General features: G+C 70.0%; 22 protein-coding genes. 13 read left to right on the top strand and 9 right to left on the bottom strand.

Going from position 1 to position 25,629, the window contains the following annotated elements:
• Window positions 1-39: 39 nt before the first annotated feature.
• The gene (locus ACSMXV_RS28665; RefSeq protein WP_473174074.1) at window positions 40-1,242 is read right to left on the bottom strand and encodes an acetyl-CoA C-acetyltransferase; all 1,203 of its coding nucleotides are present in this window, start codon (window positions 1,240-1,242) and stop codon (window positions 40-42) included.
• A gap of 144 nt (window positions 1,243-1,386) precedes the next feature.
• Here ACSMXV_RS28665 and mce point away from each other — a divergent pair, with 144 nt between their 5' ends.
• From mce to ACSMXV_RS28630, 7 genes are all read left to right on the top strand, one after another.
• A complete protein-coding gene (mce, locus tag ACSMXV_RS28660; protein WP_473174073.1) occupies window positions 1,387-1,827 on the top strand; it encodes a methylmalonyl-CoA epimerase in 441 nt (146 codons plus the stop codon).
• A 272-nt stretch (window positions 1,828-2,099) separates the two neighbouring features.
• On the top strand, window positions 2,100-5,972 hold the full coding sequence (gene scy / locus ACSMXV_RS28655; protein WP_473174072.1) for a polarized growth protein Scy: 3,873 nt from the start codon (window positions 2,100-2,102) through the stop codon (window positions 5,970-5,972).
• A gap of 184 nt (window positions 5,973-6,156) precedes the next feature.
• Window positions 6,157-7,092 (top strand): coiled-coil domain-containing protein, encoded by a 936-nt coding sequence (locus tag ACSMXV_RS28650; protein WP_181864449.1) that lies wholly within the window; start codon window positions 6,157-6,159, stop codon window positions 7,090-7,092.
• Window positions 7,093-7,405: 313 nt separating this feature from the next.
• Entirely contained in the window at window positions 7,406-8,398 is a 993-nt protein-coding gene (locus ACSMXV_RS28645; protein WP_473174071.1) for an ABC transporter ATP-binding protein, read from the top strand.
• 2 nt (window positions 8,399-8,400) lie between these two features.
• Complete coding sequence (locus ACSMXV_RS28640) at window positions 8,401-9,171, top strand: ABC transporter permease (protein ID WP_473174070.1); 771 nt, start codon at window positions 8,401-8,403, stop codon at window positions 9,169-9,171.
• Between the two features lie 125 nt (window positions 9,172-9,296).
• A complete protein-coding gene (locus ACSMXV_RS28635; RefSeq protein WP_473174069.1) occupies window positions 9,297-10,544 on the top strand; it encodes an ABC transporter ATP-binding protein in 1,248 nt (415 codons plus the stop codon).
• Complete coding sequence (locus ACSMXV_RS28630) at window positions 10,541-11,425, top strand: ABC transporter permease (RefSeq protein WP_181655539.1); 885 nt, start codon at window positions 10,541-10,543, stop codon at window positions 11,423-11,425. The genes ACSMXV_RS28635 and ACSMXV_RS28630 overlap by 4 nt, the downstream gene beginning before the upstream one ends.
• A gap of 89 nt (window positions 11,426-11,514) precedes the next feature.
• Here the strand turns inward: ACSMXV_RS28630 and ACSMXV_RS28625 are convergent, their stop codons facing one another.
• Entirely contained in the window at window positions 11,515-11,856 is a 342-nt protein-coding gene (locus ACSMXV_RS28625; protein ID WP_181655538.1) for an ATP/GTP-binding protein, read from the bottom strand.
• 212 nt (window positions 11,857-12,068) lie between these two features.
• Here ACSMXV_RS28625 and ACSMXV_RS28620 point away from each other — a divergent pair, with 212 nt between their 5' ends.
• Window positions 12,069-13,097, top strand: coding sequence for an LLM class flavin-dependent oxidoreductase (locus ACSMXV_RS28620; RefSeq protein WP_473174068.1), 1,029 nt, complete (start codon window positions 12,069-12,071; stop codon window positions 13,095-13,097).
• 96 nt (window positions 13,098-13,193) lie between these two features.
• On the opposite strand, the gene ACSMXV_RS28615 is transcribed toward ACSMXV_RS28620, so the two are convergent.
• The gene (locus ACSMXV_RS28615; RefSeq protein WP_181655536.1) at window positions 13,194-13,586 is read right to left on the bottom strand and encodes an SCO5389 family protein; all 393 of its coding nucleotides are present in this window, start codon (window positions 13,584-13,586) and stop codon (window positions 13,194-13,196) included.
• A gap of 265 nt (window positions 13,587-13,851) precedes the next feature.
• Between ACSMXV_RS28615 and nucS the strand changes: the two genes are divergently transcribed.
• Window positions 13,852-14,523, top strand: a complete 672-nt coding sequence (nucS, locus tag ACSMXV_RS28610; protein WP_181655535.1) for an endonuclease NucS — start codon at window positions 13,852-13,854, stop codon at window positions 14,521-14,523.
• 115 nt (window positions 14,524-14,638) lie between these two features.
• Here the strand turns inward: nucS and ACSMXV_RS28605 are convergent, their stop codons facing one another.
• The 5 genes from ACSMXV_RS28605 to ACSMXV_RS28585 all read right to left on the bottom strand — a co-directional run bounded on the left by ACSMXV_RS28605 (window position 14,639) and on the right by ACSMXV_RS28585 (window position 21,381).
• Window positions 14,639-17,218 (bottom strand): ATP-binding protein, encoded by a 2,580-nt coding sequence (locus ACSMXV_RS28605; protein WP_473174067.1) that lies wholly within the window; start codon window positions 17,216-17,218, stop codon window positions 14,639-14,641.
• Window positions 17,219-17,506: 288 nt separating this feature from the next.
• Entirely contained in the window at window positions 17,507-17,830 is a 324-nt protein-coding gene (locus ACSMXV_RS28600) for an STAS domain-containing protein (RefSeq protein WP_181655533.1), read from the bottom strand.
• Between the two features lie 171 nt (window positions 17,831-18,001).
• Window positions 18,002-18,850 carry a 3-hydroxyacyl-CoA dehydrogenase family protein gene (locus tag ACSMXV_RS28595; protein WP_473174066.1) on the bottom strand — a complete coding sequence of 283 codons (849 nt, stop codon included), beginning with the start codon at window positions 18,848-18,850 and terminating at the stop codon, window positions 18,002-18,004.
• 144 nt (window positions 18,851-18,994) lie between these two features.
• Complete coding sequence (gene iscB / locus ACSMXV_RS28590; protein ID WP_473174065.1) at window positions 18,995-20,329, bottom strand: RNA-guided endonuclease IscB; 1,335 nt, start codon at window positions 20,327-20,329, stop codon at window positions 18,995-18,997.
• Window positions 20,330-20,814: 485 nt separating this feature from the next.
• Window positions 20,815-21,381, bottom strand: a complete 567-nt coding sequence (locus ACSMXV_RS28585) for a recombinase family protein (RefSeq protein WP_473174064.1) — start codon at window positions 21,379-21,381, stop codon at window positions 20,815-20,817.
• A 73-nt stretch (window positions 21,382-21,454) separates the two neighbouring features.
• On the opposite strand from ACSMXV_RS28585, the gene ACSMXV_RS28580 reads away from it, so the two are divergent.
• The 4 genes from ACSMXV_RS28580 (at window position 21,455) to ACSMXV_RS28565 (ending at window position 25,020) form a co-directional block, all read left to right on the top strand.
• A complete protein-coding gene (locus ACSMXV_RS28580; RefSeq protein WP_473174063.1) occupies window positions 21,455-22,120 on the top strand; it encodes a helix-turn-helix domain-containing protein in 666 nt (221 codons plus the stop codon).
• Entirely contained in the window at window positions 22,117-23,454 is a 1,338-nt protein-coding gene (locus ACSMXV_RS28575; protein ID WP_473174062.1) for an MFS transporter, read from the top strand. Before ACSMXV_RS28580 ends, ACSMXV_RS28575 begins: the two co-directional genes overlap by 4 nt.
• 287 nt (window positions 23,455-23,741) lie before the next feature.
• Entirely contained in the window at window positions 23,742-24,311 is a 570-nt protein-coding gene (locus tag ACSMXV_RS28570) for a GrpB family protein (RefSeq protein ID WP_473174061.1), read from the top strand.
• A gap of 136 nt (window positions 24,312-24,447) precedes the next feature.
• Window positions 24,448-25,020, top strand: coding sequence for a cob(I)yrinic acid a,c-diamide adenosyltransferase (locus ACSMXV_RS28565; protein WP_473174060.1), 573 nt, complete (start codon window positions 24,448-24,450; stop codon window positions 25,018-25,020).
• Here the strand turns inward: ACSMXV_RS28565 and ACSMXV_RS28560 are convergent.
• Window positions 24,937-25,578, bottom strand: coding sequence for a hypothetical protein (locus ACSMXV_RS28560; RefSeq protein WP_473174059.1), 642 nt, complete (start codon window positions 25,576-25,578; stop codon window positions 24,937-24,939). The two genes, ACSMXV_RS28565 and ACSMXV_RS28560, sit on opposite strands and share 84 nt — an antisense overlap.
• Between the last annotated feature and the right edge of the window lie 51 nt (window positions 25,579-25,629).

Here is a 25,629-nt window from a genome sequence, read left to right as displayed (position 1 = left end):
CGGGTCGTACCGACGAGACGAGACGTGTTCGAAGAGGGATCAGCTCTTGGGCACGCGCACGATCAGCGCGTCTCCCTGCCCGCCGCCACCGCACAGCGCGGCCGCACCCACACCGCCGCCGCGCCGCTTCAGTTCGAGCGCGAGGTGGAGGACGAGACGGGCGCCGGACATCCCGATCGGGTGACCCAGGGCAATCGCACCGCCGTTGACATTCACCTTTTCGGTAGACACCCCGAGGTCCTTCATTGACTGCACGGCGACGGCGGCGAAGGCCTCGTTGATCTCGATCAGATCAAGATCCTCAACCTCGAGACCCTCCTTCTTCAGCGCGTGCTGAATGGCGTTCGAGGGCTGCGACTGCAGCGAGTTGTCAGGACCGGCCACGTTGCCGTGGGCGCCGATCTCGGCGATCCACTCCAGGCCCAGCTCCTCGGCCCTGGCCTTGCTCATCACCACGACCGCGGCGGCGCCGTCCGAGATCTGCGAGGCCGAGCCGGCCGTGATGGTGCCGTCCTTGGCGAACGCCGGGCGCAGCTTGGCCAGCGACTCGGCGGTCGTCTCGCCGCGGATCCCCTCGTCCTTGCTGAAGACGACGGGCTCGCCCTTGCGCTGCGGGATCTCCACGGGCGTGATCTCGGCCTCGAAGATGCCGTTCTTCTGCGCGGCGGCCGCACGCTGGTGCGACAGGGCGGAGAACTCGTCCTGCTCCGGGCGGGCGATACCCAGCCGGGTGTTGTGCTTCTCCGTGGACGCGCCCATGGCGATGCCCTCGAAGGAGTCGGTCAGACCGTCGTACGCCATCGCGTCGAGCATCTCGATCGCGCCGTACTTGAAGCCCTCCCGGGACTTCGGCAGCAGATGCGGCGCGTTGGTCATGGACTCCTGGCCGCCCGCGACGATCACGTCGAACTCACCCGCACGAATGAGCTGGTCGGCGAGCGCGATGGCGTCGAGCCCGGAGAGACAGACCTTGTTGATCGTGAGCGCCGGGACGTTCATGGGGATGCCGCCCTTGACCGCGGCCTGGCGCGCCGGGATCTGCCCTGCCCCGGCCTGGAGCACCTGGCCCATGATCACGTACTGCACCTGATCGCCGCCGATGCCGGCCCGGTCGAGCGCGGCCTTGATGGCGAAGCCGCCCAGCTCCGCACCCGAGAAGGACTTCAGCGAGCCAAGGAGCCGCCCCATGGGCGTACGCGCGCCCGCGACGATCACTGAGGTGGTACCGGTCGTTCCAGACATGAGACAGATCCCCTTCCGGCAGCAGTGCCGAGGAGTGAACGAGGGTTTACTTGAATGTACTGACCAGTACCCACCCCGTCATCCGGCAGACGGTGTGATCGCGCGCACGTTGCGTAACCAACGCCTTAGCGCTGCACTGAATCCATGCTGACGCGAATCGACCACATCGGGATCGCCTGTTTCGACCTCGACAAGACTGTTGAGTTCTACCGTGCCACGTACGGCTTCGAGGTGTTCCACTCGGAGATCAACGAGGAGCAGGGCGTACGGGAGGCCATGCTCAAGATCAACGAGACCTCCGACGGCGGCGCCTCGTACCTCCAGCTCCTCGAGCCCACCCGCGAGGACTCCACGGTCGCCAAGTGGCTGGCCAAGAACGGCGAGGGCGTGCACCACATCGCCTTCGGCACCGCGGATGTCGACGCGGACGCCGCCGACATCAAGGACAAGGGCGTACGGGTCCTCTACGACGAGCCCCGCCGCGGCTCGATGGGCTCCCGCATCACGTTCCTGCACCCCAAGGACTGCCATGGAGTGCTCACCGAGCTGGTCACGTCCGCGGCCGTTGAGTCATCCGGGCACTGATCTCCGTACTGCATGTTCCGGGGCAACCCCCGGCCCCCCAACCAGAAAAAGCAGCTCGGCCCGGCCAAGCGGATGAGCTGGGCCGGTAGGGTTGGAGCGGCTCCCCGCTCGCCGGGGGGTCGCGGGCCGGGGTCCAGGTTTCGGGGGACGAGCGTCGGGGCAGCAGCCCATGCTCCGCCGTTGATCTGACACCATTCCCCGGGGGCCCCGTTCGGCGGATGGACGGTGCTCGTTGGAGAGACTTGCGACCAGGGGACGGATGGGACCGCGCAGTGCGGGGCTACGAAAGCCAGGAGAGCGGGCGACGGCCTGAGGCCGATCATCTCTCTCGGTTCGAGGCCGAGATGGAGCGGCTGAAGACCGAGCGTGAGAAGGCCGTCCAGCACGCCGAGGATCTCGGCTACCAGGTGGAGGTGTTGCGCGCCAAGCTCCACGAGGCGCGCCGGAACCTGGCATCCCGTCCTGCCTACGACGCCGCCGACATCGGCTACCAGGCCGAGCAGCTCCTGCGTAACGCCCAGGTCCAGGCCGACCAGCTGCGTGCGGAGGCCGAGACCGCGCTGCGCGAGGCCCGCGCCCAGAACCAGCGCATCCTGCAGGAGCACGCCGAGCAGGCGGCCCGCCTCCAGGCGGAGCTGCACGCCGAGGCCGTGTCCCGCCGCCAGCAGCTCGACCAGGAGCTCGCCGAGCGCCGCGCGACCGTCGAGTCGCACGTCAACGAGAACGTGGCCTGGGCCGAGCAGCTGCGGGCCCGCACCGAGCAGCAGGCCCGCCGGCTGCTCGAGGAGTCGCGCGCCGAGGCCGAGCAGGCGCTCGCCGCCGCCCGCGCCGAGGCCCAGCGCCTCACCGAAGAGGCACGTCAGCGGCTGGGTAACGAGGCGGAATCCGCCCGTGCCGAAGCCGAAGCGATCCTGCGCCGCGCCCGTGCCGACGCCGAGCGGCTGCTGAACGCGGCGTCGACGCAGGCCCAGGAGGCCACCGACCACGCGGAGCAGATGCGCAGCTCCTCCGCGACCGAGTCCGAGGCGGCACGCCGCCAGGCGACCGAGCTGAGCCGCACCGCCGAGCAGCGCATGGCCGAGGCGGAGACCGCGCTGCGCGAGGCCCGCGCCGAGGCCGAGAAGGTCCTCGCGGAGGCGAAGGACGCCGCGGCCAAGGCCCTGACGAACGCCGAGTCGACGAACGAGCAGCGCACCCGCACCGCCAAGGAGCAGGTCGCCCGTCTGGTGAGCGAGGCCACGAAGGAGGCCGAGAGCACCAAGGCCGAGGCCGAGCAGGTCGTGGCGGACGCCAAGGCGGAGGCCGAGAAGCTGCTCGCCGAGGCCGCCGAGAAGGCTCGTTCGATCACGGCGGAGGAGACCGCGTCGCAGCTGTCCAAGGCCGCGCGTACGGCCGAGGACGTACTGAACAAGGCGTCCGAGGACGCCAAGGCGACCACGAAGGCCGCGACCGAGGAGGCCGAGCGGATCCGCCGCGAGGCGGAGGCCGAGTCGGACCGGCTGCGCGCCGAGGCGCACGACATCGCCGAGGAGCTCAAGGGCGCGGCGAAGGACGACACCAAGGAGTACCGCGCCAAGACGGTCGAGCTGCAGGAGGAGGCGCGCCGGCTGCGCGGCGAGGCCGAGCAGCTGCGCGCCGAGGCGGTCGCGGAGGGCGAGCGGATCCGCAGTGAGGCGCGGCGCGAGGCCATCCAGCAGATCGAGGAGGCCGCGAAGAGCGCCGAGGAGCTGCTGGCGAAGGCGAAGGCCGACGCCGACGAGCTGCGCAGCGCGGCGACGACCGACAGCGAGCGGGTGCGCACCGAGGCCATCGAGCGCGCCACCAGCTTGCGCCGGCAGGCCGAGGAGACCCTGGAGCGCACCCGTGCCGAGGCGGATCGGCACCGCGCGGAGGCCGCCGAGCAGGCCGAGGCCACCGCGGCCGAGGCGGAGCGGGCCGCGGGGGTTCTGCGCGAGGAGGCCGAGCGGGCCGTCGAGGCCCGGCGGGCCGAGGCGGCCGAGGAGCTGACCCGGCTGCACACGGAGGCCGAGGAGCGGCTCGCCGCAGCCGAACAGGCGCTCAGCGACGCGCGCGCAGATGCGGAGCGCATCCGCCGCGAGGCTGCCGAGGAGACGGACCGGCTGCGCACCGAGTCCGCCGAGCGCATCCGGACGCTCCAGGCGCAGGCCGAGACGGAGGCCGAGCGGCTGCGCAACGAGGCCGCCGCCGACGCCTCGCAGTCCCGCGCCGAGGGCGAGGCCGTGGCGGTACGGCTGCGCAGCGAGGCCGCCGCCGAGGCCGAGCGGCTGAAGACGGAGGCCCAGGAGACGGCCGACCGCGTACGGGCGGAGGCCGCGGCCGCCGCAGAGCGCGTCGGCGCGGAGGCCGCCGAGGCGCTGGCCGCCGCTCAGGAGGAGGCCGCCCGGCGCCGCCGCGAGGCCGACGAGACCCTCGGCTCGGCCCGTCAGGAGGCCGACCAGGAGCGCGAGCGGGCCCGCGAGCAGAGCGAGGAGCTGCTGGCCTCAGCGCGCGCCCGTATCGAGGAGGCGCAGGCCGAGGCCGTCCGCCTCGTCGAGGAGGCCGACCGGCGGGCGACCGAGATGGTCGCGAACGCCGAGCAGACCGCCCAGCAGGTACGCGACTCCGTGGCCGGGCTGCACGAGCAGGCCCAGGAGGAGATCTCGGGCCTGCGCAGCGCCGCCGAGCACGCGGCGGAACGCACCCGTACGGAGGCGCAGGAGGAAGCGGACCGCGTCCGCGCCGACGCCTACGCCGAGCGGGAGCGGGCCGCCGAGGACGCCGCCCGGCTGCGGCGCGAGGCCGCGGACGAGACCGAGGCCGCCAAGTCCCTGGCCGATCGCACCGTTTCGGAGGCGATCGCCGAGTCGGAGCGGATGCGGTCCGAGGCCTCCGAGCACGCCGAGCGTCTTCGTACGGAGGCGTCCGAGACCATCGCGTCCGCCGAGCAGGACGCGGCGCGCGCCCGGGGCGAGGCCCGCGAGGACGCCAACCGCATCCGGTCCGACGCGGCGACGCAGGCGGACTCGCTGATCGGCGAGGCCGTCAGCGAGGCGGAACGGCTGACCACCGAGACGAACGCGGAGGCCGAGCGGGTCCGCGCCGAGTCCGTCGCCAAGGCCGAGAAGCTCCTTTCCGACGCGACCGGCGAGGCCGAGCGGCTGCGTGCCGAAGCCGCCGAGACCGTGGCGTCCGCGCAGCAGCACGCCGAGCGGATGCGCAGCGAGGCGGCGCGCGTCAAGGCCGAGGCCGAGGCGGAGGCCGAACGCCTCACGTCCACGGCCCGCGAGGAGGCCGAGCGCACCCTCGACGAGGCCCGGCAGGACTCCAACAAGCGGCGCTCCGAGGCGGCCGAACAGGTCGACAAGCTCATCACGGAGGCCTCGGCGGAGGCCGAGAAGCTGACCGCGGAGGCGCAGCAGAACGCGCACAAGGCCACCGCGGACGCCGAGGCGCAGGCCGACACCATGGTCGGTGCCGCCCGCAACGAGGCCGAGCGGCTGGTCGCCGAGGCCACCATCGAGGGCAACACGCTGGTGGAGCAGGCCCGTACGGACGCGGACGAACTGCTCGTCGGGGCGCGCCGGGACGCGACCGCGATCCGGGAGCGCGCCGAGGAGCTGCGCGACCGCATCACCACGGAGATCGAGGAGCTGCACGAGCGCGCACGGCGTGAGTCCGCCGAGGCGATGAAGTCCGCCGGCGAGCGGTGCGACGCCCTGGTGAAGGCCGCCGAGGACCAGCTGGCCGAGGCCGAGGCCAAGGCCAAGGACCTGATGTCGGAGGCCAGTTCCGAGGCCAGCAAGGTACGGATCGCCGCGGTCAAGAAGGCCGAGGCGCTGCTCAAGGAGGCCGAGCAGAAGAAGGCCGAGCTGACGCGGGAGGCCGAACGCATCAAGAGCGAGGCCGAGGCCGAGGCCGAGCGGATGGTCGAGGAGGGCAAGCGAGAGCTGGAGGTGCTGGTCCGCCGCCGCGAGGACATCAACGCCGAGATCTCCCGTGTCCAGGACGTCCTGGAGGCGTTGGAGTCCTTCGAGACCCCGTCGGCCGGCAGGGCCGGGGCGAACGGCGGCCCGGGCGCGGGTGGTGTCAAAGCGGGCGCTACGGTTGGGGCGCCACGATCGGGTGGTAAGCCGTCCGAGGGCTAGCCAGAACGGCACGTTCCATGCTTTGTAGGGAGCTTCGGTGCTCTTGCTGTGCAAGTGCTCCGGCCGTTAGCCACTCAAAAGGGGTGTCATTCTCCAGATCAAACGGGCATCTGCTCGATGACACGCCGTTTGGGCCCCTAGGATTCTCCCTATCACCTCACCGGTCTCATTCGACAGGAACCCCATGAGCGACACTTCCCCCTACGGCTTCGAGCTTGTGCGGCGTGGATACGACCGCGCTCAGGTGGACGAACGCATTTCCAAGCTCGTCTCCGACCGTGACAGTGCTCTGGCACGTATCACCGCCCTGGAGAAGCGCATCGAGGAACTCCACCTCGAGACGCAGAACGCCCAGGCGCAGGTGAACGACGCCGAGCCGTCGTACGCGGGTCTCGGCGCGCGCGTCGAGAAGATCCTGCGCCTCGCCGAGGAAGAGGCCAAGGATCTGCGCGAGGAGGCCAGGCGAGCGGCCGAGCAGCACCGCGAGCTCGCCGAGTCGGCGGCCCAGCAGGTGCGCAACGACGCAGAATCGTTCGCCGCGGACCGCAAGGCCAAGGCCGAGGACGAGGGCGTTCGGATCGTCGAGAAGGCCAAGGGCGAGGCGGCCACGCTGCGCGCCGAGGCGCAGAAGGACGCGCAGTCCAAGCGCGAGGAGGCGGACGCTCTCTTCGAGGAGACCCGTGCCAAGGCCGCGCAGGCGGCTGCCGACTTCGAGACGAACCTGGCGAAGCGTCGCGAGCAGTCCGAGCGCGACCTCGCGTCGCGTCAGGCGAAGGCGGAGAAGCGGCTCGCGGAGATCGAGCACCGTGCGGAGCAGCTGCGGCTCGAGGCCGAGAAGCTGCGGACGGACGCGGAGCGCCGTGCGCGGCAGACCGTGGAGACGGCGCAGCGCCAGGCCGAGGACATCGTCGCGGACGCGAACGCCAAGGCGGACCGGATCCGCTCGGAATCCGAGCGCGAGCTGGCAGCGCTCACGAACCGCCGCGACTCCATCAACGCGCAGCTGACGAACGTCCGCGAGATGCTCGCGACGCTGACGGGCGCGGCGGTGGCCGCGGCCGGCTCGCCGACGGAGGACGAGCCGATCTCGCGGGGCGTCCCGGCCCAGCAGACCCGCTAGTTCCGCCGGCGCGGCTTCCGCTGACGCGGAGGTCCCGGGTTTGGTACGTGCCCCGCACCGCAGTCAGCGGTGCGGGGCACGGTTGCGTTCGGTTCGGTTTCGACGCGCCGTACGTTCGTGGGTTGTGCCCACCCTCCCCCAAGCTCTCGGCTAAGACCGACCGGCAAATGGGGGGTGGGAGAAGGAGCGGGGCTGGGTGCGTGCAGCTGCAAGGCGGAGGAGGGAGGCAACGGGGGGGCGGCGTCGCGGGGCTGGGCACCGCCGGTCGGTCTAAAACAGGCGCCGCAAAGGCCAGCGCCATAGCGTTGTCGACATGATTGAGCTCGCCGGACTCACCAAGCGCTACGGCGAAAAGCTGGCCGTCAACAATCTCACCTTCACCGTGCGCCCAGGCATGGTCACCGGCTTTCTCGGACCGAACGGCGCCGGCAAGTCCACCACCATGCGCATGGTGCTCGGGCTCGACCGCCCCACCGCGGGCGACGTCCGCATCGACGGCATCCACTACGACCAGCTGAAGGACCCGCTGAAGTACATCGGCGCGCTGCTCGACGCCAAGGCCGTGCACGGCGGCCGCAGCGCCTACAACCATCTGCTCTGTCTCGCGCAGAGCAACGGCATTCCCCGCAGCCGGGTGCGCGAGGTCCTCGACACCGTGGGCCTCACCGCCGTCGCGAGGAAGAAGGCCAAGGGGTTCTCGATGGGCATGGGCCAGCGCCTCGGCATCGCCGGCGCGCTGCTCGGCGACCCGCGGATCCTGATGTTCGACGAGCCGGTCAACGGCCTCGACCCCGAGGGCATCCACTGGATCCGCAACCTCATGAAGTCTCTGGCGGCCCAGGGCCGTACGGTCTTCGTCTCCTCGCACCTGATGAGCGAGATGGCGCTGACCGCCGACCACCTGGTCGTCATCGGTCAGGGCCGGCTCCTCGCGGACACCTCCATGGCCGACTTCATCCAACGGAACTCCCGCTCGTACGTACGACTCCGCTCGCCCCAGCGCGAGAGGCTGCTCGACGTGCTGAGCGGAGCCGGTATCAGCGCCATCGAGGTCGGCAACGGCGCGCTCGAGGTGGACGGCGGCAAACCCGAGCTGCTGGGTGAACTGGCCGCCCGGCACGGAATCGTCCTCCATGAGCTCAGCCCCCAGCAGGCCTCGCTCGAGGCGGCGTTCATGCGGCTCACCGCCGAGGCAGTGGAGTACCACGCGCATCCCGGGACTGGCGGTACGACGCCGTCACCACCGGAGCAGCATCCCGGGCAGCCCGGATGGGGTGCCGGGTGGCAGTCACGGAAGGGAGGTTGACCATGGCCGGGATCCAGGTCCTGAGGTCGGAGTGGACCAAGATCCGGTCCGTGTCGTCCACGGTGTGGACACTCGGTCTCGCCGCCGTCGTCACGATCGCTCTGGGCGTGCTGATCAGCGCGCTGTCCAGGCGAGAGTTCGAGGGGCTGGGCGCCCGGGACCAGATCGCCTTCGATCCGACATTCGTCAGCTTCGCCGGGATGAGCCTCGGTCAGCTGGCGATGATCGTCTTCGGCGTCCTCGTCGTCTCCAGCGAGTACAGCACCGGCATGATCCGTACGTCGCTCGCCGCCGTCCCCCAGCGCGGCACTTTCCTCTTCGGCAAGGTCGCCGTCGCCACGCTCCTGGCCTTCGTCGTCGGACTGGCCACCAGCTTCGTCGCCTTCTCCCTCGGGCAGGCGATGCTGGGCGAGCACGCGGCGTCGATCGGTGACCCGGGCGTCCTGCGGGCGGTCATCGGCGGCGGCCTCTACATGACGCTGATCGCGATGTTCTCGATGGGCGTCGCGGCGATGCTGAGGGGCCCGCTGTTGTCGCTCGGCATTCTGATGCCGTTCTTCTTTCTGATCTCCAACATCCTGGGCAATGTCTCGGCGACGGAGAAAATCGGCCGGTATCTGCCGGACCAGGCGGGCAGCAAGATCATGCAGGTGGTCACGCCGTTCGGCGACGACACCCCCTACGGCCCCTGGGGCGGGCTCGGGATCATGGTGCTGTGGGTGGTGGCGGCGCTGGTCGGCGGCTATGCGGTGATCAAGAAGAGGGACGCCTGACCGACTCCCCGTCCCCACCCGCCCTTTGCCCGTCACGTGGGTGGAACCGTCAGCGTCCCGTTATCCTCCTAACCCTTACGGGGGCGCGCGCCCCGATGTCGTGAACCTCTCGATGGGTGCGGAGAATGATCGAGGCAGTCGGCCTGACGAAGCGCTACGGCGACAAGACGGCCGTGCACAACCTTTCCTTCCAGGTGCGGCCAGGTGCCGTCACCGGCTTTCTCGGCCCCAACGGCTCGGGCAAGTCGACGACGATGCGGATGATCCTCGGTCTGGACGAGCCCACGTCGGGCCAGGTCACGATCGGCGGCTATCCGTACCGCAAACTCCCGAACGCCCCGCGTCAGGTCGGCGCGCTGCTCGACGCCAAGGCCGTGCACGGCGGCCGGAGCGCCCGCAACCATCTGCTGTGCCTGGCCCAGCTGTCGGGCATCCCGGACCGGCGGGTCGACGAGGTGCTGGGCGTCGTCGGTCTGCAGGACGTGGCGAAGAAGCGGTCGAAGGGCTTCTCGCTCGGTATGGGCCAGCGCCTCGGCATCGCGGCCGCACTGCTCGGCGACCCCCAGGTGCTGCTCTTCGACGAGCCCGTCAACGGTCTGGATCCCGAGGGCATCCTCTGGGTGCGCAATCTGATGAAGTCCCTGGCCGCCGAAGGCCGTACGGTGTTCGTCTCCTCGCATCTGATGAGCGAAATGGCGCTGACCGCCGACCACTTGATCGTGATCGGCCGTGGACAGCTGCTCGCCGACATGAGCGTCAAGGACTTCATCTCGCACAACTCCGCCGACTTCGCACGGGTGCGGACACCCGACACCGAGCCGCAGCAGCGCGAGAAGCTGACAGCCGCGCTGACCGAGGCGGGCGGCCAGGTGCTGCCCGAGCAGGACGGCGCGCTGCGGGTGACCGGTCTGCCGCTGCCGCGCATCAGCGACCTGGCGCACGACGCGGACGTACGCCTGTGGGAACTCTCACCGCACCAGGCCTCGCTGGAGGAGGCATACATGCGGATGACGCAGGGCGCCGTCGACTACCGCTCGACGATCGACCAGCGGGCCGGGCTGCAGCAGCAGCTGCCGCCCGGCGCGATGCCGCCGCCGCAGGCGATGCCCGTGCCGGGCCAGGGGCAGCCGGGCTGGTACGCACCGCCGCCACCCCAGCAGGGCGGTCAGCCCTTCGCCATGCCGCAGACACCGGCCGGTGCGCCGTACGCGTCCGGGCAGCCCGGTGCGCCGTACGCGTCCGGGCAGCCCGGTGCGCCGTACGCCGCCGGGCCGGCAGCCGGACCGAACCCGTACGCACAGCCGCCGGCACCCGCGGCCCCCGCCCCCGCCATCCCCGACACGACCCAGCGCGACAGCGAGGACCTCCGATGACGACGCCGCACCCGCAGCAGGCGAACCAGCAGGCGTACGCCCCCGCCCCGCCGGCACCGGGCGCCGCCCCGGCCGCCGACTGGCAGGGGGCACCGGGCGGTTCGTACACCTCGCCGATCCCCATCAAGGGCACGCATCTCGGCCATGCGATCAGCTCAGAGTGGACGAAGATCAAGTCCGTGCGCTCCACGATGTGGACGCTGGGTGTCTTCCTCTGCCTGGTCATCGGCATCGGACTGCTCGTCGCCTGGCAGACGAACGACATCGACTTCGTGGACGTGCCGTACACCCTGCCCGCCTTCTTCGGCCTGGTCCTCGGCCAGATCTGCCTGATCACGCTGGGTGTGCTGGCGATCTCCTCCGAGTACGGCACCGGCATGATCCGCACCACCTTCACGGCGTCGCCGCAACGCCACCGGGTGCTGGCCGCGAAGATCCTGATCTACTTCGCGGTCGCCTTCGTCGTCTCCGCGGCGGCGATCGGGCTGGTGGGTCTGGTGACGGCGGCCATGCACGGCGGGCCTGAGGCGTCGCCCACGGACTCGGGCGGCACCGTCCTCAAGGGCGCCCTGTACGTGTCGCTGCTGGGCGTTCTGGCGCTCGCTGTCGGCTCGATGCTGCGCCACTCGGCGGGTGCGATCACCGCGATGCTGGGCCTCGTCCTGGTGCCGGCGATCCTGCCGGCGTTCCTCATGATCTCCCAGAGCACCCGCAAGATCGGCGAGAAGATGATGGACTACAACGCCCCCAACTCGCTGGCCAAGATCTTCCACCTCGACAGCGAGAGCGGTCACGGCAATGCGCAGCTGTGGCTGCTCGTCGGTGTCACGGCGGCCGCGCTCGTGGGCGCCTTCGCGCTGCTGGAGAAGCGCGACGTGTGACCGTGTGACCGATTGACCTGGGGGCACCACACCTCCGAGGCCCTTGGACCGACCGGCACTGGGGGAGCCTCACGCCGGCCCTCAGCCCCTCAGAACCGGGGCGCGTTCCGGGACCGCTGCACCCGCGTGGTGCGGCGGTCCTTCGCGTTCCAGCAGGCCTTGTGCCAGTGGCGCCGGTCGTCCACGCCCGCGTAGCCGGGCCAGGCCACGACATGCGGCATCCCCGAGGCGATCTCCTGGTCGCAGCCGGGGCAGCGGTACGTCTTCCCGGCCGCGCTCGCGCCGGCGACATGGCGCACGCACCACTCCTCGCCCTGCCAGCTCTCCGTGCTCTGGAAGCCGCCGTAGCGGCCGCTGCGGTCCTCGTCCACACCACCGCCGCCGGAGCCTCCACCCCTGCGGGACGACGCACGGTTTCGACGCGGGGACACGGGCACACCTCACGGGCTATACAGGGAACACGGGCCGTGTCCAGCCTACGCGTCACGCCCATGGGTAGGCGCATGCCATCAACTACCCCAAATCCCCTCACATTCCACCGACAATCGGCCAATCTCCCTACGTGCCCGTGCCTTTGGCACGTGTCATACGTTGTTGCCGGTAAGGGGGATCGCCGCGTCGGCGCCAAGGAGGCATGAGTGCGATGCGCGTAGGAAGCTTTGTCCTGGCCGCCCAGTTCCCCGGCCAGGGCCAGGGAGAGGCCCTCCACCGAGCGGTGCGGACGGCGGAGGTGGCCGACGAGGCCGGCCTGGACTCGGTGTGGATCGCCGAACACCACTTCGTGCCGTACGGGACGTGCCCCTCGGCCGTGACGCTCGCCGCACTGCTGCTCGGCCGCACCCGCCGCATCCGCGTCGGCACGGCCGTGAGCGTGCTGCCCACGGCGCATCCGGTGGCGCTCGGCGAACAGGCCGCGCTCCTGCACGTGACGTCGGGCGGCCGGTTCTCGCTGGGCGTGGGCCGCGGCGGCCCCTGGGTCGACCTGGAGGTCTTCGGCGCGGGCCTGGAGGCGTACGAGAAAGGGTTCCCGGAGTCCCTCGATCTGCTGCTGCGCTGGCTGAGCGAGCCGCGCGTCGCGGGCACGGGCGAGCGGTTCTCCTTCCGTGAAGTCCCCGTCGTACCGCGGCCGGACGAGGTGATGACAGGATCTGCGCGGCCCGAGGTGCTCGTCGCCTGTACCTCCCCGGCGAGCGTGCGGCTCGCCGCCGAGCGCGGTCTGCCGATGCTCCTCGGCATGCACTGCGGCGACGAGGAAAAGGCCGAGATGGTCACCCTGTGGCGCTCGGCGGCACGCGACGCGGGCCGCACCCCGGAGGAGATCTCCGCGGCGGCCCATGTCTCGGCAGGGGTCGTCCAGATCGCGGACGGCCGGGCGGAGGCGGAGGAAGCGCTTCTGAAAGCGATGCCCGGCTGGCTGCGGCAGGGCCTCGCCGCCCATGTCACGGTGGACGACCGCGTACGCAGCATGAGGGACCCCTTCGCGTACACGGAGCTGCTCTGCGGGCTGCACCCCGTGGGCACACCGCGGCAGTGCGCCGACGCCCTCGCGGCGAGCTCGGAGCGCACCGGCATCACGCGCTTCGCTCTGCTCGTGGAGGGCACGGGCGATCTGGCGGCGACGGAGGAGAACGTACGGAGGCTGGCGGCGGAGGTACTGCCCCAGGTGGCGTGACGCCGGAAGCCGGGGCGGGCACCCGGCCCGATGTGCGGGGAGCTGCCGCTCCGGTACCGCTTACACCTCCCGCGTACGGAGCGGCAGCAAGGAGCTTTAGCAGTCCCGCAGTTCGGGCGACTGGTTCAGCAACTGGGCCCGCACCGAAGTGAACCGGGCCAGCCTCTCGTCCACCTCGGGATCCAGTGGGAACACCGCCACACGGTGGCAGTTCTGGAACGCCAGGCGGACACCGAAGTGCCGCTGCAGTGCGCCGCGTATCGCGTCACTCGCGAGCGCACGCAGAAGCTGCCCACGTGCCTGCTCGTCCGGCGGAGGCGTCTGGTTGTCGGCGAACGCACCGCCGTCGACCTTCAGCTGGGCCACCAGGGAGCTGATCATGTCCCATGCGTAGGGCAGGGAGGTCCGGACGCAGTCGACGAAGGCGGCTTCGTCGACCTCGCCTCGCTCGGCCTGTTCAAGTAGGGCCGGTGAGACGTCGAGCGACATGGGTTCTCCTCTCGGACCCCCGGGAAGCGGGGGCTGACGGACAGGGCAGGAGTCCGCGATATCGAACACGCTGCGTGCCCGCCCCGCGACCTCCCGCTTCCACGGTAAACATCGGATCCTGACCGCACCAGGAGAATGCACGCACAACCGGCCATCGAAGAACAGGGTCAAAAGGGGCGACCGGGAGGGTCTTGACCGAGGGCCGCAGTGCACGAAAGGGACGAGAATCGCGTGCACCGCACCGCGTCGAGTAGCGTTGCCGACCATGCGTCTCGTCATTGCCCGCTGCTCCGTGGACTACGCGGGCCGGCTCACCGCCCATCTGCCGTCCGCTCCCCGCCTCATCCTGGTGAAGGCTGACGGCAGCGTCTCGATCCATGCGGACGACCGGGCCTACAAACCCCTCAACTGGATGTCGCCGCCCTGCACCCTGAAGGAGGGTTCCGGGGACGACGAGGGGACCTGGACCGTCGTGAACAAGGGCGGCGAGAAGCTCATCATCACGATGGAGGAGATACTCCACGACTCCTCGCACGAGCTGGGCGTGGACCCGGGGCTCATCAAGGACGGCGTGGAAGCACACCTCCAGGAGCTGCTCGCCGACCGGATCGAGACCCTCGGCGAGGGCTACACGCTCATCCGCCGCGAGTACCCGACGGCCATCGGCCCGGTCGACATCCTGTGCCGGGACGCCGACGGCGGCACGGTCGCGGTGGAGATCAAGCGGCGCGGCGAGATCGACGGTGTGGAACAGCTCACCCGTTATCTGGAGCTGCTCAACCGCGACCCGCATCTCGCGCCGGTCAAGGGCGTCTTCGCGGCGCAGGAGATCAAGCCGCAGGCGCGCGTGCTGGCCACCGACCGCGGCATCAGCTGCACCGTCCTCGACTACGACGCACTGCGCGGCATCGAGGACGACAAGCTGCGCCTGTTCTGACACACAGCGGTACACGCAAGGGGGCCGGGTCCCGAACGGACCCGGCCCCCTTGCCGTACACCTGCCTACGTCGTTGTGCGTGGTCCGTACGACGGTGTTCGCCGCCGTACGCGCCTCAGATGACCGACGATGCGCTGCTCGTCCCCGACTCGCTCTCGGGCGGCGACGCCGGCTCGCTGCTGACCACCGGGCTGCTCTCCGAGCTGCTCTCCTCGGGACTGCTCTCCACCGGGCTGCTCGGGGCCGGGCCACTGGCGGAGTCCGAGGTGTCCGGGGTGGAGGGCTCCTCCGTGGGCGTCGGCTCGTCCGGGGGCGTCGTGGGGTCGTCCGGGGTCGTCGGATCGTCGGGCGGCGTCGTGTCGTCATCCGGAGGCGTCGGATCGTCCGGCGTCTCGGACGGCGTCTTCGAGGGCGACTTCGACGGGGACTTGCTCGGCTCGTCCGGGTCCTTGGAGCCCGTCGGGTCGTCGGACGGCTGCCCGCTCGAGGTCGGCGTCGGATCGTCCTCCGTGCCGACGATGCCGTCCTCGCCCGGGTCGACAGGACGCTTCGTCGAGTCGGTGTCGCCGCCGTCGTCCCCTTCCTCCGCCTCGTCGGCGCCGATGCCGCCGCCATCCGAACCCTCGCTCACCGACGGGTTCACGCCGACCTTCTCGGAGGGCAGCTCTTCGTTGCCCGACGTGGCGCCGAGCGTCACCACGGTGCCGAGCACGGCGACGAGGAGAGCCCCCGCGCCCGCCGCCACCAGGTTGCGCCGGGCGCCGCTGAGAAGGGTGCGCCGGGCACCGGCGGGCTCGGCTCCGGCGCCGGGACGGGCGGAGTCGCGATGCGTGACCAGCGCGGTCTCTGCCGCCGGTTCGGCGAACGAGTACGCGGCCGGCACACCGCCGGGCGGCGACGCGGACTCCTCGTACCGCGCGTCGGGCACCTCTTCGCCCGCCGCCGTGCGTCCGCCGGGCGGCGTGGCGCCCGAGCGGTCGGCGACCAGCGCCAGGGCCCTGCGGCCCGCGACCGTGCCGCGCTTGTCGGCGAGCGCCCCGCGCAGCCCTATGGAGGCCTCCAGCTCGGCGCGGGCACGGTCCAGTCGGCCGCCGCAGAGCGCGAGAATCCCCAACTCGTGGTGGAAATAGGCCTGTTCGCCGACCTCTCCGGCGATCCTGGCCGCCTCGGAGCCGGACCGCAGCGCCCGCTCCCAGGCGCTCCAGTCGAGCCCGGCGGCGAACGCGGGCGCGGCGGCGCGGGCGAGCTGCACGGCCTCGCTCTGCTCCTCGGCGTCCGGGTCGGTGGCCGTCGTGAGGGGCACGAGCAGGCTCAGTGCCGCCAGTACGGCGTCAGCCTCGGCGCAGACCCGCTCCGGGGTGACCGAGGGGTGGCCGGCCCACCATGCGTAGTGCCGGGCGGCGGTGAGGACACGGTCGTCGGCGTCGGCGGTGTATCCGGCGCCCTCCAGCTGAGCGAGCACACCGGCCGCCAGCCGGTAGCGGGAACCGACCGGGGTGACGAGGGCGCACTCCACCAGCTCGGTGAGGGCCGCGTCGGCGTGGGTGTCGCCCACCAGTGCGGGCAGATGCGCCTGGTGCGGCACTTCGCCGCCGAGCGCGACGGCGAACCGCAGTGTGCCGCGGGCCGACTTGCTCAGCCGGGACGCGAGCAGCGCGGCGGGCGCGGCGCCTTCGGCGAGCGAGGGCAGCGGTACGTCGTGTCCGTCCTCGGCGTCGAAGGGCGCGTCGACCGGCGCGTCGGCGTAGTAGCCGAACGCGTCGAAGGCGTTCGGGTCGGCGCGCAACACGTCGCGCTGGCGCAGCAGGGCCCCGGCCTGGACGAAGCGCAGCGGCAGGCCCTCGGACTCGAACCACAGGTCGCCGGCCCAGTTCGCCTCGTCCTCGGTGAGGACCCGGCCGACCGCGCGCTCCAGCAGTTGCAGGCCACCGCTGCGGCTCAGTCCGCCGAGGAACACCTCTTCGAGATGCGAGTGCGCCGAGGGTGAGGCGACATCGGGTGTGGCCGAGATGAGGAAGGCGCACTCAGGGGTCGCGTCGAGCAACTCGTCGAGCGCGCTGCCGCCGAATTCCAGGTCGTCCAGGACGACGACCGCGCCGATCTCCCGGACATGTTCGAGGAGTTGGGCCTGCTCGGGCCGGTGGAGCGGCGCGCTGTAGACGGCCGCGAACAGGTCGTGCAGCAGGTCGCCCGCCGTGCGTCCGTAGCCGGAGAGCCGGACGACACCGTCCGGGGCGAGGTCCGCGCAGTCCTCGGCGACGGCCTCCAGCAGGGCCGTACGCCCCGATCCTGCGGGTCCGGTCAGCCGCACGGACCGGCCGCGCTCAAGGAGCCCGGTGAGCCGCTCGCGCTCCTCCTGGCGCTCGAGCAGCGGCAGTCTGGGCAGCGCGGGCCCGGGCGGCTCCGGCGGCAGGCTCGCGCGGCGCACCTCGGCGCGCTCGGCGGCCGTGAACTTCACGGGCCGCGGCGGCCGTTCTCCCGGCGGGCAGGGTTCGATCTCGCTGCCGTCGACGGGATTGACGGTGAGCAGGAAGTCGCCCGAGACGAGCTGCACGGTGCGGGCGAGCGCGGGTGCGTGCTGCCCGAAGTCGGGCGTCAGCGGATCGCGCGGCGGGCGCTTCGGCGCGGCACCTTCGCCGGTGCGGCCGTCCTGCCCGTGATCCTCGTCGGGTCCTTGGTTGTTCGTCGGGTCCATGGTCAAGCCCCCCAAAAGCGTCGTGTGCCGAGCCCCTCCCGGCCTTGTGCACACTGCGCTGTCGCTTCTGGTCCGGTGCCCGTCGGTGGGATCCGTGGTTCAGAACGGGCGACCGCACCCTAGACCTTCGCACAGTATGTACGAACAGCCGGGGTACTGCGCCGTCCGAGACGTCACAGTCTCGTGAGGATTGTGCGCGGCGTGCATGTCGCTGCATGTCACGTTCGCGCTGTTGGTGTCACCCGGTGAACTGGGGCATCACGGGCCGCCCTGCCCCCATGGCCCCCGTCAGACGCGGGGCAGGGACTCGACCCCGATGCCGCCCTCGATGGCGAGGATGCGGTGCAGCCGGGTGGCCACGAGCAGCCGCTGCATCTGGGGCGGCACACCGCGGAGCACGAGCCGGCGCCCGCAGCGCCCGGCCCGCCGGTGCACGCCCATGATGACCCCGAGCCCGGTGGCATCCCAGGAATCCAGCTCTGACAGGTCCAGCACCAGATCGCCGACGCCGTCGTCGACTGCCGTGTGCAGGACCGTGCGGGCGTCCGCCGCGCTGCGGACGTCGAGGCGGCCCCCGACGACCAGCTCGGCGTGGTCGCCCCTGATGTGCATAAGTGCTCCCCGGGAATCCTGAGTAGGTGATGTTGTCTGCGTTTGTCACTCGTCACTGCAACTGACTGCCGTTCGGGCAGAAGCGTTGCTGCTTGTAAGCGAACCGATACCGAATTCACTCGATGGGGCGACCCCGGACGTGAGGGAACGTCAGCCCGTACGCGTGCTCCGTCAGTACCTGTAGAAGCCCTGCCCGCTCTTGCGGCCGATGTCACCGGCGTCAACCATCCGGCGCATCAGCTCCGGCGGAGCGAACTTCTCGTCCTGGGACTCGGTGTAGATGTTGCTCGTGGCGTGCAGCAGGATGTCGACGCCCGTCAGGTCGGCAGTCGCGAGCGGTCCCATGGCGTGGCCGAAGCCCAACTTGCAGGCGAGGTCGATGTCCTCCGCGGTCGCGACGCCCGATTCGTACAGCTTGGCCGCCTCGACGACGAGCGCCGAGATGAGGCGGGTGGTGACGAAGCCGGCGACGTCGCGGTTGACGACAATGCAGGTCTTGCCGACCGACTCGGCGAACTCCCGTGCGGTGGCGAGGGTTTCGTCGCTGGTCTTGTAGCCGCGGACGAGCTCGCAGAGCTGCATCATCGGCACCGGCGAGAAGAAGTGCGTGCCGACGACGCGCTCCGGGCGCTCGGTGACCGCCGCGATCTTGGTGATCGGGATGGCCGAGGTGTTCGAGGCCAGCACCGCGCGCTCACCCACGAGCTTGTCGAGGGTGCGGAAGATCTCGTGCTTGACCTCGAGCTTCTCGAAGACGGCCTCGACGACGATGTCGGCATCCGCGGCCGCGTCCAGATCGGTGGTCGTGGTGATGCGGGCAAGCGCGGCCTCGGCGTCCTCGGCGGTCAGCCTGCCCTTGGCGACGAACTTGTCGTACGAGGCCTTGATGCCGTCCGTGCCACGGGTCAACGCCTCGTCGGTCACATCGCGCAGAACGACGTCCCAACCCGCCTGGGCTGAGACCTGGGCGATACCGGACCCCATGAGTCCGGCCCCGATGACGGCAAGCTTCCGTGCCACTGTGACGACTCCCCTGAACGGCTTACACACTGCTTACGTTCGGCTCTGCGGCGGAGACTAGCGTCCGCCCGGTGTTCATTGGGCGGTTAGAGATGCGCGTCACGTCCCGCATGCTGGACATCACATCGTCGGATGCGGCGCTCCCTAGGCGCTTTCCGGGCGCCGACCGTAGCCGTAACCGTCCGCTCGCTGCAGGAGCCGGAGATGGCGGTGGTGGATTCCTTGGACCAGCCCTGCGGCTGTGCGGATGTTGAAACGGCCGGTGGCCCGTACGGCCACACGGCCCACGTGCTTCCCCTGGTACCTGCCCGAGGGCAGCGACGCGGAGACCAGATCCCCCGTGGAATAGCCATAGTGTTGCTTTTCACGGGCGCGGAGTAGCCGCGGGAAGCCGAACTTGTCAGGCGTGGTACGTGCATAAACACCTCTTCCCATGGCCGTGACGACGAGCACGGCTTCCGGGTGCCGGACCACGATTGCTGCTTCAGGCAGCTCGCCGACGCACAGGGCGTCCAGGGTGTGCGTCTTGGCCAGACCCATGCGAGTTCTGTTGTATTTCGTCCGCCCTCCCGACCACGCGTGCACGGGCATATTGAGTTCGGACAGCGCCAGACACAGTTGATGGCGAGTGGCGTTCATCGCAGCGGCGTCTCTGAGCGACGCTTTAGCCTGTGCTTCGACTTTCGTGAGCCGGTCAGGGTGATCGGTAAGGAACTCGGCAGGAGGCATGACTCCCTTGGCCTGGTTGCATGGACCGCATGCCAGAGTGAGGTTGGAGACACGATCGCTCCCGCCTCGCGCGCGAGGCAGGATGTGCTCGACCTGCAAGGGGACACCGGCCGCACCGCAGTAGGCGCAGGCGCGGCCCCACTTGGCAAGTAGGTACTCCCGAATCTCATAGCCGTACAGGGTTCCCTGCTGATATTCGGCCCCTTCCAGTGGGCGCCCCGCTGACAGGGCGTGCGTGTCGAATGCCACCCTCTCCACGTGAGCCTCGCTCACCGGAAAAAACCGTCCAAGTCGCCGCACGATGGAAACCGTACTGTCGACGCGATGCTGAATGGAGGGCGGAAGCCAACCGGGCTCCCTCGTGCGATTGTCAAAGCGCGGGGCCCTGTACCGCAGATTCGAGCTGCGGCGACGGCGCCGGTATGCCGCCCGCTGTTGCATCCGCTTACTGATGTGGCTCCCCCGATGCACCAGTTCAGCCGCGAACAGGCCGCGGCGCACGCGGAAGGGTGCTGTCGATGGGACGACCGCATCCTGATCCACGGTGATCGCGATGCCGGTTCCCTTGCTCCCGGGATCGATCCTCACCGCGACGCCGACCACCTCGGACTGCTCCAGGAGCCGATCCTTGAGCCGAATGGCGAAGGGGGTGTGGTTGGCAACGACCGCGCGCCCCTGGTCCAGGAGCTTCCGGGCCCGTGCCGGGTGCGTCGGCATGAGTGGTCTGCCGCGGCGGTCCAGCACGGACACACAGGCTGCCCCCGCCGTGGGCGTACGAACGGCGGTACCGCCCTCACGGGCGGCGACTGCTCCCTCGGCGCTGGGCTCCTCTTGGGCGCCCAGCGCCTCGGGGTGACGCTCCCGGCTCCGGGTGCTGCCGCCGGGAGTCTCCCCTCGCTCATGTCCGATGCCAGTGCCGTCGGTCGATCGCCGACGGAGTCCGCGTCCCGTTTCACCCCTGCTCCCAGGGTTGTCTGCTGGCGCGGATTCCAGAGCCCGCCGCTGAGGAAGCACGGCGGGGTGGGTGGGCTCGCTTACATCGAACGTAGTCATCAAGGCACCCCCTTTGACTGATGACTGGAGCTGGTCAGCCTTGAGGCTGCACCTCGTCGGAAGTGCAGCCACCAGCCAGATCGGCCGGGGAGCGACTGACGTCTCACATGACGGACGCGCCCCGAGCCCAGCAGAGACCCTGAACGCCTGTCTGCGTATCAAACGAGCAGTCGAATGAAAGGTCACGCTGCGACTTGCGGCCCGGGGGGTATCGGGACGGAAATCGGCGGGGAGCCGCTGATCACTCTGCCGACGGCATAGGGCGGGGCAATCCGGGCGCGCGCACTACCTCGGCGAGCGCGATGCGGCCACCCTTCAGTTCGGGCATGTTCTTGTAGATGGTGCTGCGGGAGACGCCGAGGAGCTTCGCGATCGAGGCGACAGTTCCTCCGGGCGAGTGAGCAGGTCGCGGGCGAGGCGTGGGCGGCGTCCAGGCCCTCGTTGGTGCGTTGGTCGATGAGTTCGCGGATGAACTCCGCGAGGGCGGCGAAGACGTGGAAGACGAGGCGCCCGCCCGGGGGGGTGATGTCGAGTGCCTCGAGCAGCGAGGTGAAGCCGATGCCGCGCTTGCGCACGCCGGACACGATGGAGATGAGGCCCTGGATGAAGCGGCCAAGCCGGTGCAGTGACGGGACGACCAGGGTGTCACCTTCACGGAGGTAATCGAGGGCCTTCCACAGTTCCTCGCGCTCGGCGCTCTTGCCGGACTTCTTGCCGGCGAAGATCCGCGTGGATCTGCCGTCGAGCATCTGCAGTCAACCACAAAGATTTCTTCGCGAAGAACTCTTTGCGAAGAACTGTTTGCGGTCTACGGTGCCCGGTATGACTCAACCGAGTGAGATCCCGCAGGGCACGAACCCTGATCCGAACACGGTCGTTCTGGATGCCAAGGGGCTGCGTGCCCTAGCGCATCCGGTGCGGGTGCAGTTGGTTGGACTGCTGCGGAAGCACGGCCCGTCGACGGCTACCCGGCTTGCGGAGCGGCTGGGCGTCAATTCCGGCACGGCCAGTTACCACCTGCGTCAGCTCGGAGCTGCGGGTTTCGTCGAGGAGGACACGGAACGCGGCAATGCGCGAGAGCGCTGGTGGCGTTCGGTGCATCGGACAACATGGTTCAACGACCGCGATCTGGCTGAGCGGGAGCCTGAGGCTGCACTGGCCTACCTGCAGTCCGTCGCCGCCGCCTACACCTTGCGCACTCAGCAGGCGCTCAACGAGCTTCAGACGATGCCCCGCGAGTGGCGGGACACCTTCGACATGAGCGACTGGGCCTTGCGGCTCACCCCCGAGGAGGCTTCCGCACTGTATGAGGAGTTGCGGGGAGTGATCACCCGCTATCGGCAGGACACGCCGGAAGCAGCGGCGCAGGCTCCTGAGGGCGCCGAGCGGTTCTCTGTGATCACCTACCTTCTGCCCGAGTCGGATGCGTCCGCCTCATCGGCGGTCTCTTCCAGTGCTGAGAAGGCGACGGGGACGGAGAAGCCGTGACGGAGAGCGTCCCGGGTACCGACGGCATATCCAGCGTGCGTACCTTACGGCCGCTGGGCGGGGTGCTCGCGGCGATGGCGGTGTCGCTGACCGGCACTCGGATCTCGGGCATCGCGCTGCCCTGGTTCGTGCTCGTCACGACGGGCAGCGCCACCCAGACCGGGCTGGTCGCCTTCTGCGAGATGACTCCGTATGTTGTGGTCAAGGCGCTCACCGGGCCGCTGGTGGACCGAATAGGCCCGCGCATCGTCTCCTGGACCACCGACCTGGCCAGCGCGACCGCCGCCGCTGTCGTTCCCCTGCTCCACGGCCTGGACCTGCTCCCGCTTCCCCTGCTGCTGGTCCTTGTCGCGCTCATCGGCGCGGCCCGCGGCCCCGGCGACCTCGCCAAGGAGGTGATGGTGCCGGAGGCGGCCGACCGCAGCCGGGTTCCGCTAGAGCGGGCCACGGGTCTGTCCGGCGTGATCGAGCAGCTCGCTTCCACCGTCGGTCCGGTGGCCGGCGGCTCCTTGGTGGCGCTGCTCAGCCCCCTGACGGGGCTGGTCGTCAACGCCGTCTGCTTTGCGGCCGGATCGGTGATCATCGCATGGGCGCTGCCTCGGGACATGGGACACGCACCTGCGCAAGCCTCATCGCCGGACGGGGCGCGGGAGCCGGGCTACTGGCGACGGTTCGGCGAGGGCTTCGCCTTCCTGCGCAGCGACCCGTTGCTCCTCGCCATCATCGTCATGGTCGGGATCTCCAACCTGCTGGATGCGGCTTTCACCACGGTGCTCATTCCTGTCTGGGCCAAGGAGTCCGGCAACGGGCCGGCAGCGATAGGCCTGATGGGCAGCATGATGGGAGCCGCTGCGATCGGCGGGAGCCTGCTGGCAGCGGCGGTCGCGCACCGGCTGCGGCGCCGGGCGGTGTTCTTCACCGGGTTCTTGTTCGCCGGGGCGCCAAGGTTCCTGATCCTCGCCTCCGATGCGCCGATGGGCGTTGTGCTGGCCGTGTTCGTCGTCAGCGGGCTCGGTGCAGGCTTCCTCAACCCGATCATCGGGGCCGTCCTCTTCGAGCGAGTGCCGCGCCCGATGCTGGGCCGGGTCAACGCGCTCGGCGATTCGCTGGCCTGGTCCGGTATCCCCCTGGGAGGGCTGATCGCCGGGGCAGCGGTGGCCTCCGTCGGGCTGGTGCCAGTGCTGCTGGCTGGCGGGGCCACGTACTTCCTCACCACGAACCTGACTGGACTGCGGCCGGAATGGCGCGAGATGGACCGCATGCGGGGGCGAGGCGTCCCGAAGCAGCACTCTGAGGAAGACACTCGGTCAACCAGCAGGAACCTCACCACATGACGATTGCGGGAGGGAGAAATTGGCACGGTTCTTCCTCCCATCGCTCCATCAGACCTCGTCTGCACCTTCATCAGCTGTACTTGGATCGCGCAGCGGGCGCAGGCGAGTTGGCCTTCTCGCAACTTGCCCAGCACGGCGCCGGTTGGGTCCCTCGCTGTGTTCTCACCGTGAGTAGTGGTTGCGAAGTTTGCAGGTGTCAGGACCTACCGGATATGTCGCCGCAACAACGACCGAAGATGGCGTTTTCGAGGGCTCACGGAATTGGCTGGACGGTAGCGTGCGGCGACATGCCGTTTCCCGATGAGTGCATTCAAGTTGCAGTGGTCGACTACCAGCCGGAGTGGCCGATGGAGTTTGAGCGGTTGGCCGAGCGGCTGCATGAGGCGCTGGGCGACTTGCCGGTTGCGATCGATCATGTGGGTTCGACCTCGGTGCTGGGTCTGCCGGCCAAGGACTGCATCGACGTGCAGGTCCGGATGCGGTCGATCGACGAGGCGCGTGACGTTGCGCTCTTCGCCGCGATCGGCTTCCGGTGTCGGCCCGAGCCGTGGAATCGCTCCGAAGCCTCAGGTGGAATCCACTGTCGCAAGCTCGTCTTCGCGCCGCCGATCGGCGCCCGTTCGTGCAATGTCCACCTTCGGGAGAGCACCGGCCCCAACGCTCGTTATGCACTGCTGTTCCGCGACTATCTCCGCGCTGATGAACCTGCTCGCCGTGCATGGGGCGCGTTCAAGCAGCGGCTGGCGGTGAGTGTGCCGGGCTTGATGGACTACGGACAGATCAAGGCTCCCGCCACCGACGTCTTGATGGCTGCTGCCGAGCGATGGGCGGCCGACACCGGCTGGACTGTCTTGTGACCGCCCGGCATCGAGGCGACTGTGGATCCGCTGGGAGATCTGCGACGACACCACGAAGCCCTCCTCAGCCTCGGATGCGCACTCATCTGCTGGAGGCGGCTCGCGTCATTGCGTGAGGAGTTCTTAGGCTAGCCCCATGGTCAATCTGACACGCATCTACACAAGGACCGGCGACAAGGGCACGACGGCCCTCGGCGACATGAGCCGCACCGCCAAGACGGACCTGCGGATCGCGGCGTACGCGGACGCCAACGAGGCGAACGCCGTCATCGGCACGGCGATCGCGATGGGCGGTATCGACGAGGAGATCGTCAAGGTCCTCGTCCGCGTGCAGAACGACCTGTTTGACGTGGGCGCGGACCTGTCAACCCCGGTGGTCGCGGAGCCCAAGTTCCCGCCGCTGCGGGTCGAGCAGTTCTACGTGGACCGTCTGGAGGCGGACTGCGACCGCTTCAACGAGCAGCTCGAGAAGCTCCGCAGCTTCATCCTCCCGGGCGGTACGCCGGGCGCGGCCCTGCTCCACCAGGCGTGCACGGTGGTCCGGCGGGCCGAGCGCTCCACCTGGGCGGCACTGGAGGTGCACGGAGAGACGATGAACCCGCTCACGGCGACCTACCTGAACCGGCTATCGGACCTGCTGTTCATCCTCGCCCGGACGGCCAACAAGGACGTCGGAGACGTGCTGTGGGTGCCGGGCGGGGAGCGCTGAGGCCTCCTTCTCCGGTGCCGCCCCGGCCGGGGCCTTCTTCGGCCAGATCGCGTACGTGAGCGCGATCATGCCGTGGATGACGGCCACCCGCCAGGCGGTGAACATCCAGCTCTGCAGCGTGCTCGTACGGTCCGCGTCGTCGACGTACCAGATTGCGATCTGCAGCAGCGCGGTCGCGACGACGGCGGCGGCGAGCGTGCCGAGCCAGATCCTGCCCTCATGGCGGGCGCGGGCCATGCCGTAGCGCGGCGGACGGGCCGGGGGCGGTGCGCCGCCGAAGCGGTGCGCGGCGTGGCCGTCGAGCCACTTCACCGTCCGGTGGCCGTGGCCGACGGTGTAGCCGATGTAGAGCGCGGCCAGACCGTGCTCCCAGCTCGGTTCGGCCCCGTTCTTCAGGTCGATGGCCGTGGCGACCAGGAGGACGACTTCCAGGAGCGGCTCGCAGAGGAGCAGCGCGAGGCCGGTACGCGGCATCTGTAGCAGATAGCGGGTGGCCAGATCCGCTGCCAGCAGCACCCAGAATCCGATTTCACAGGCGATGATCAGTCCGACGATCACGACGCGCTCCTCTCGGTCACCCCTCCAGACTTCCGTCCGTCCGGGCCCGCC

This window comes from Streptomyces sp. DSM 42067 (genome assembly GCF_055792885.1).
This window is presented reverse-complemented; position numbering and strand designations above follow the sequence as displayed.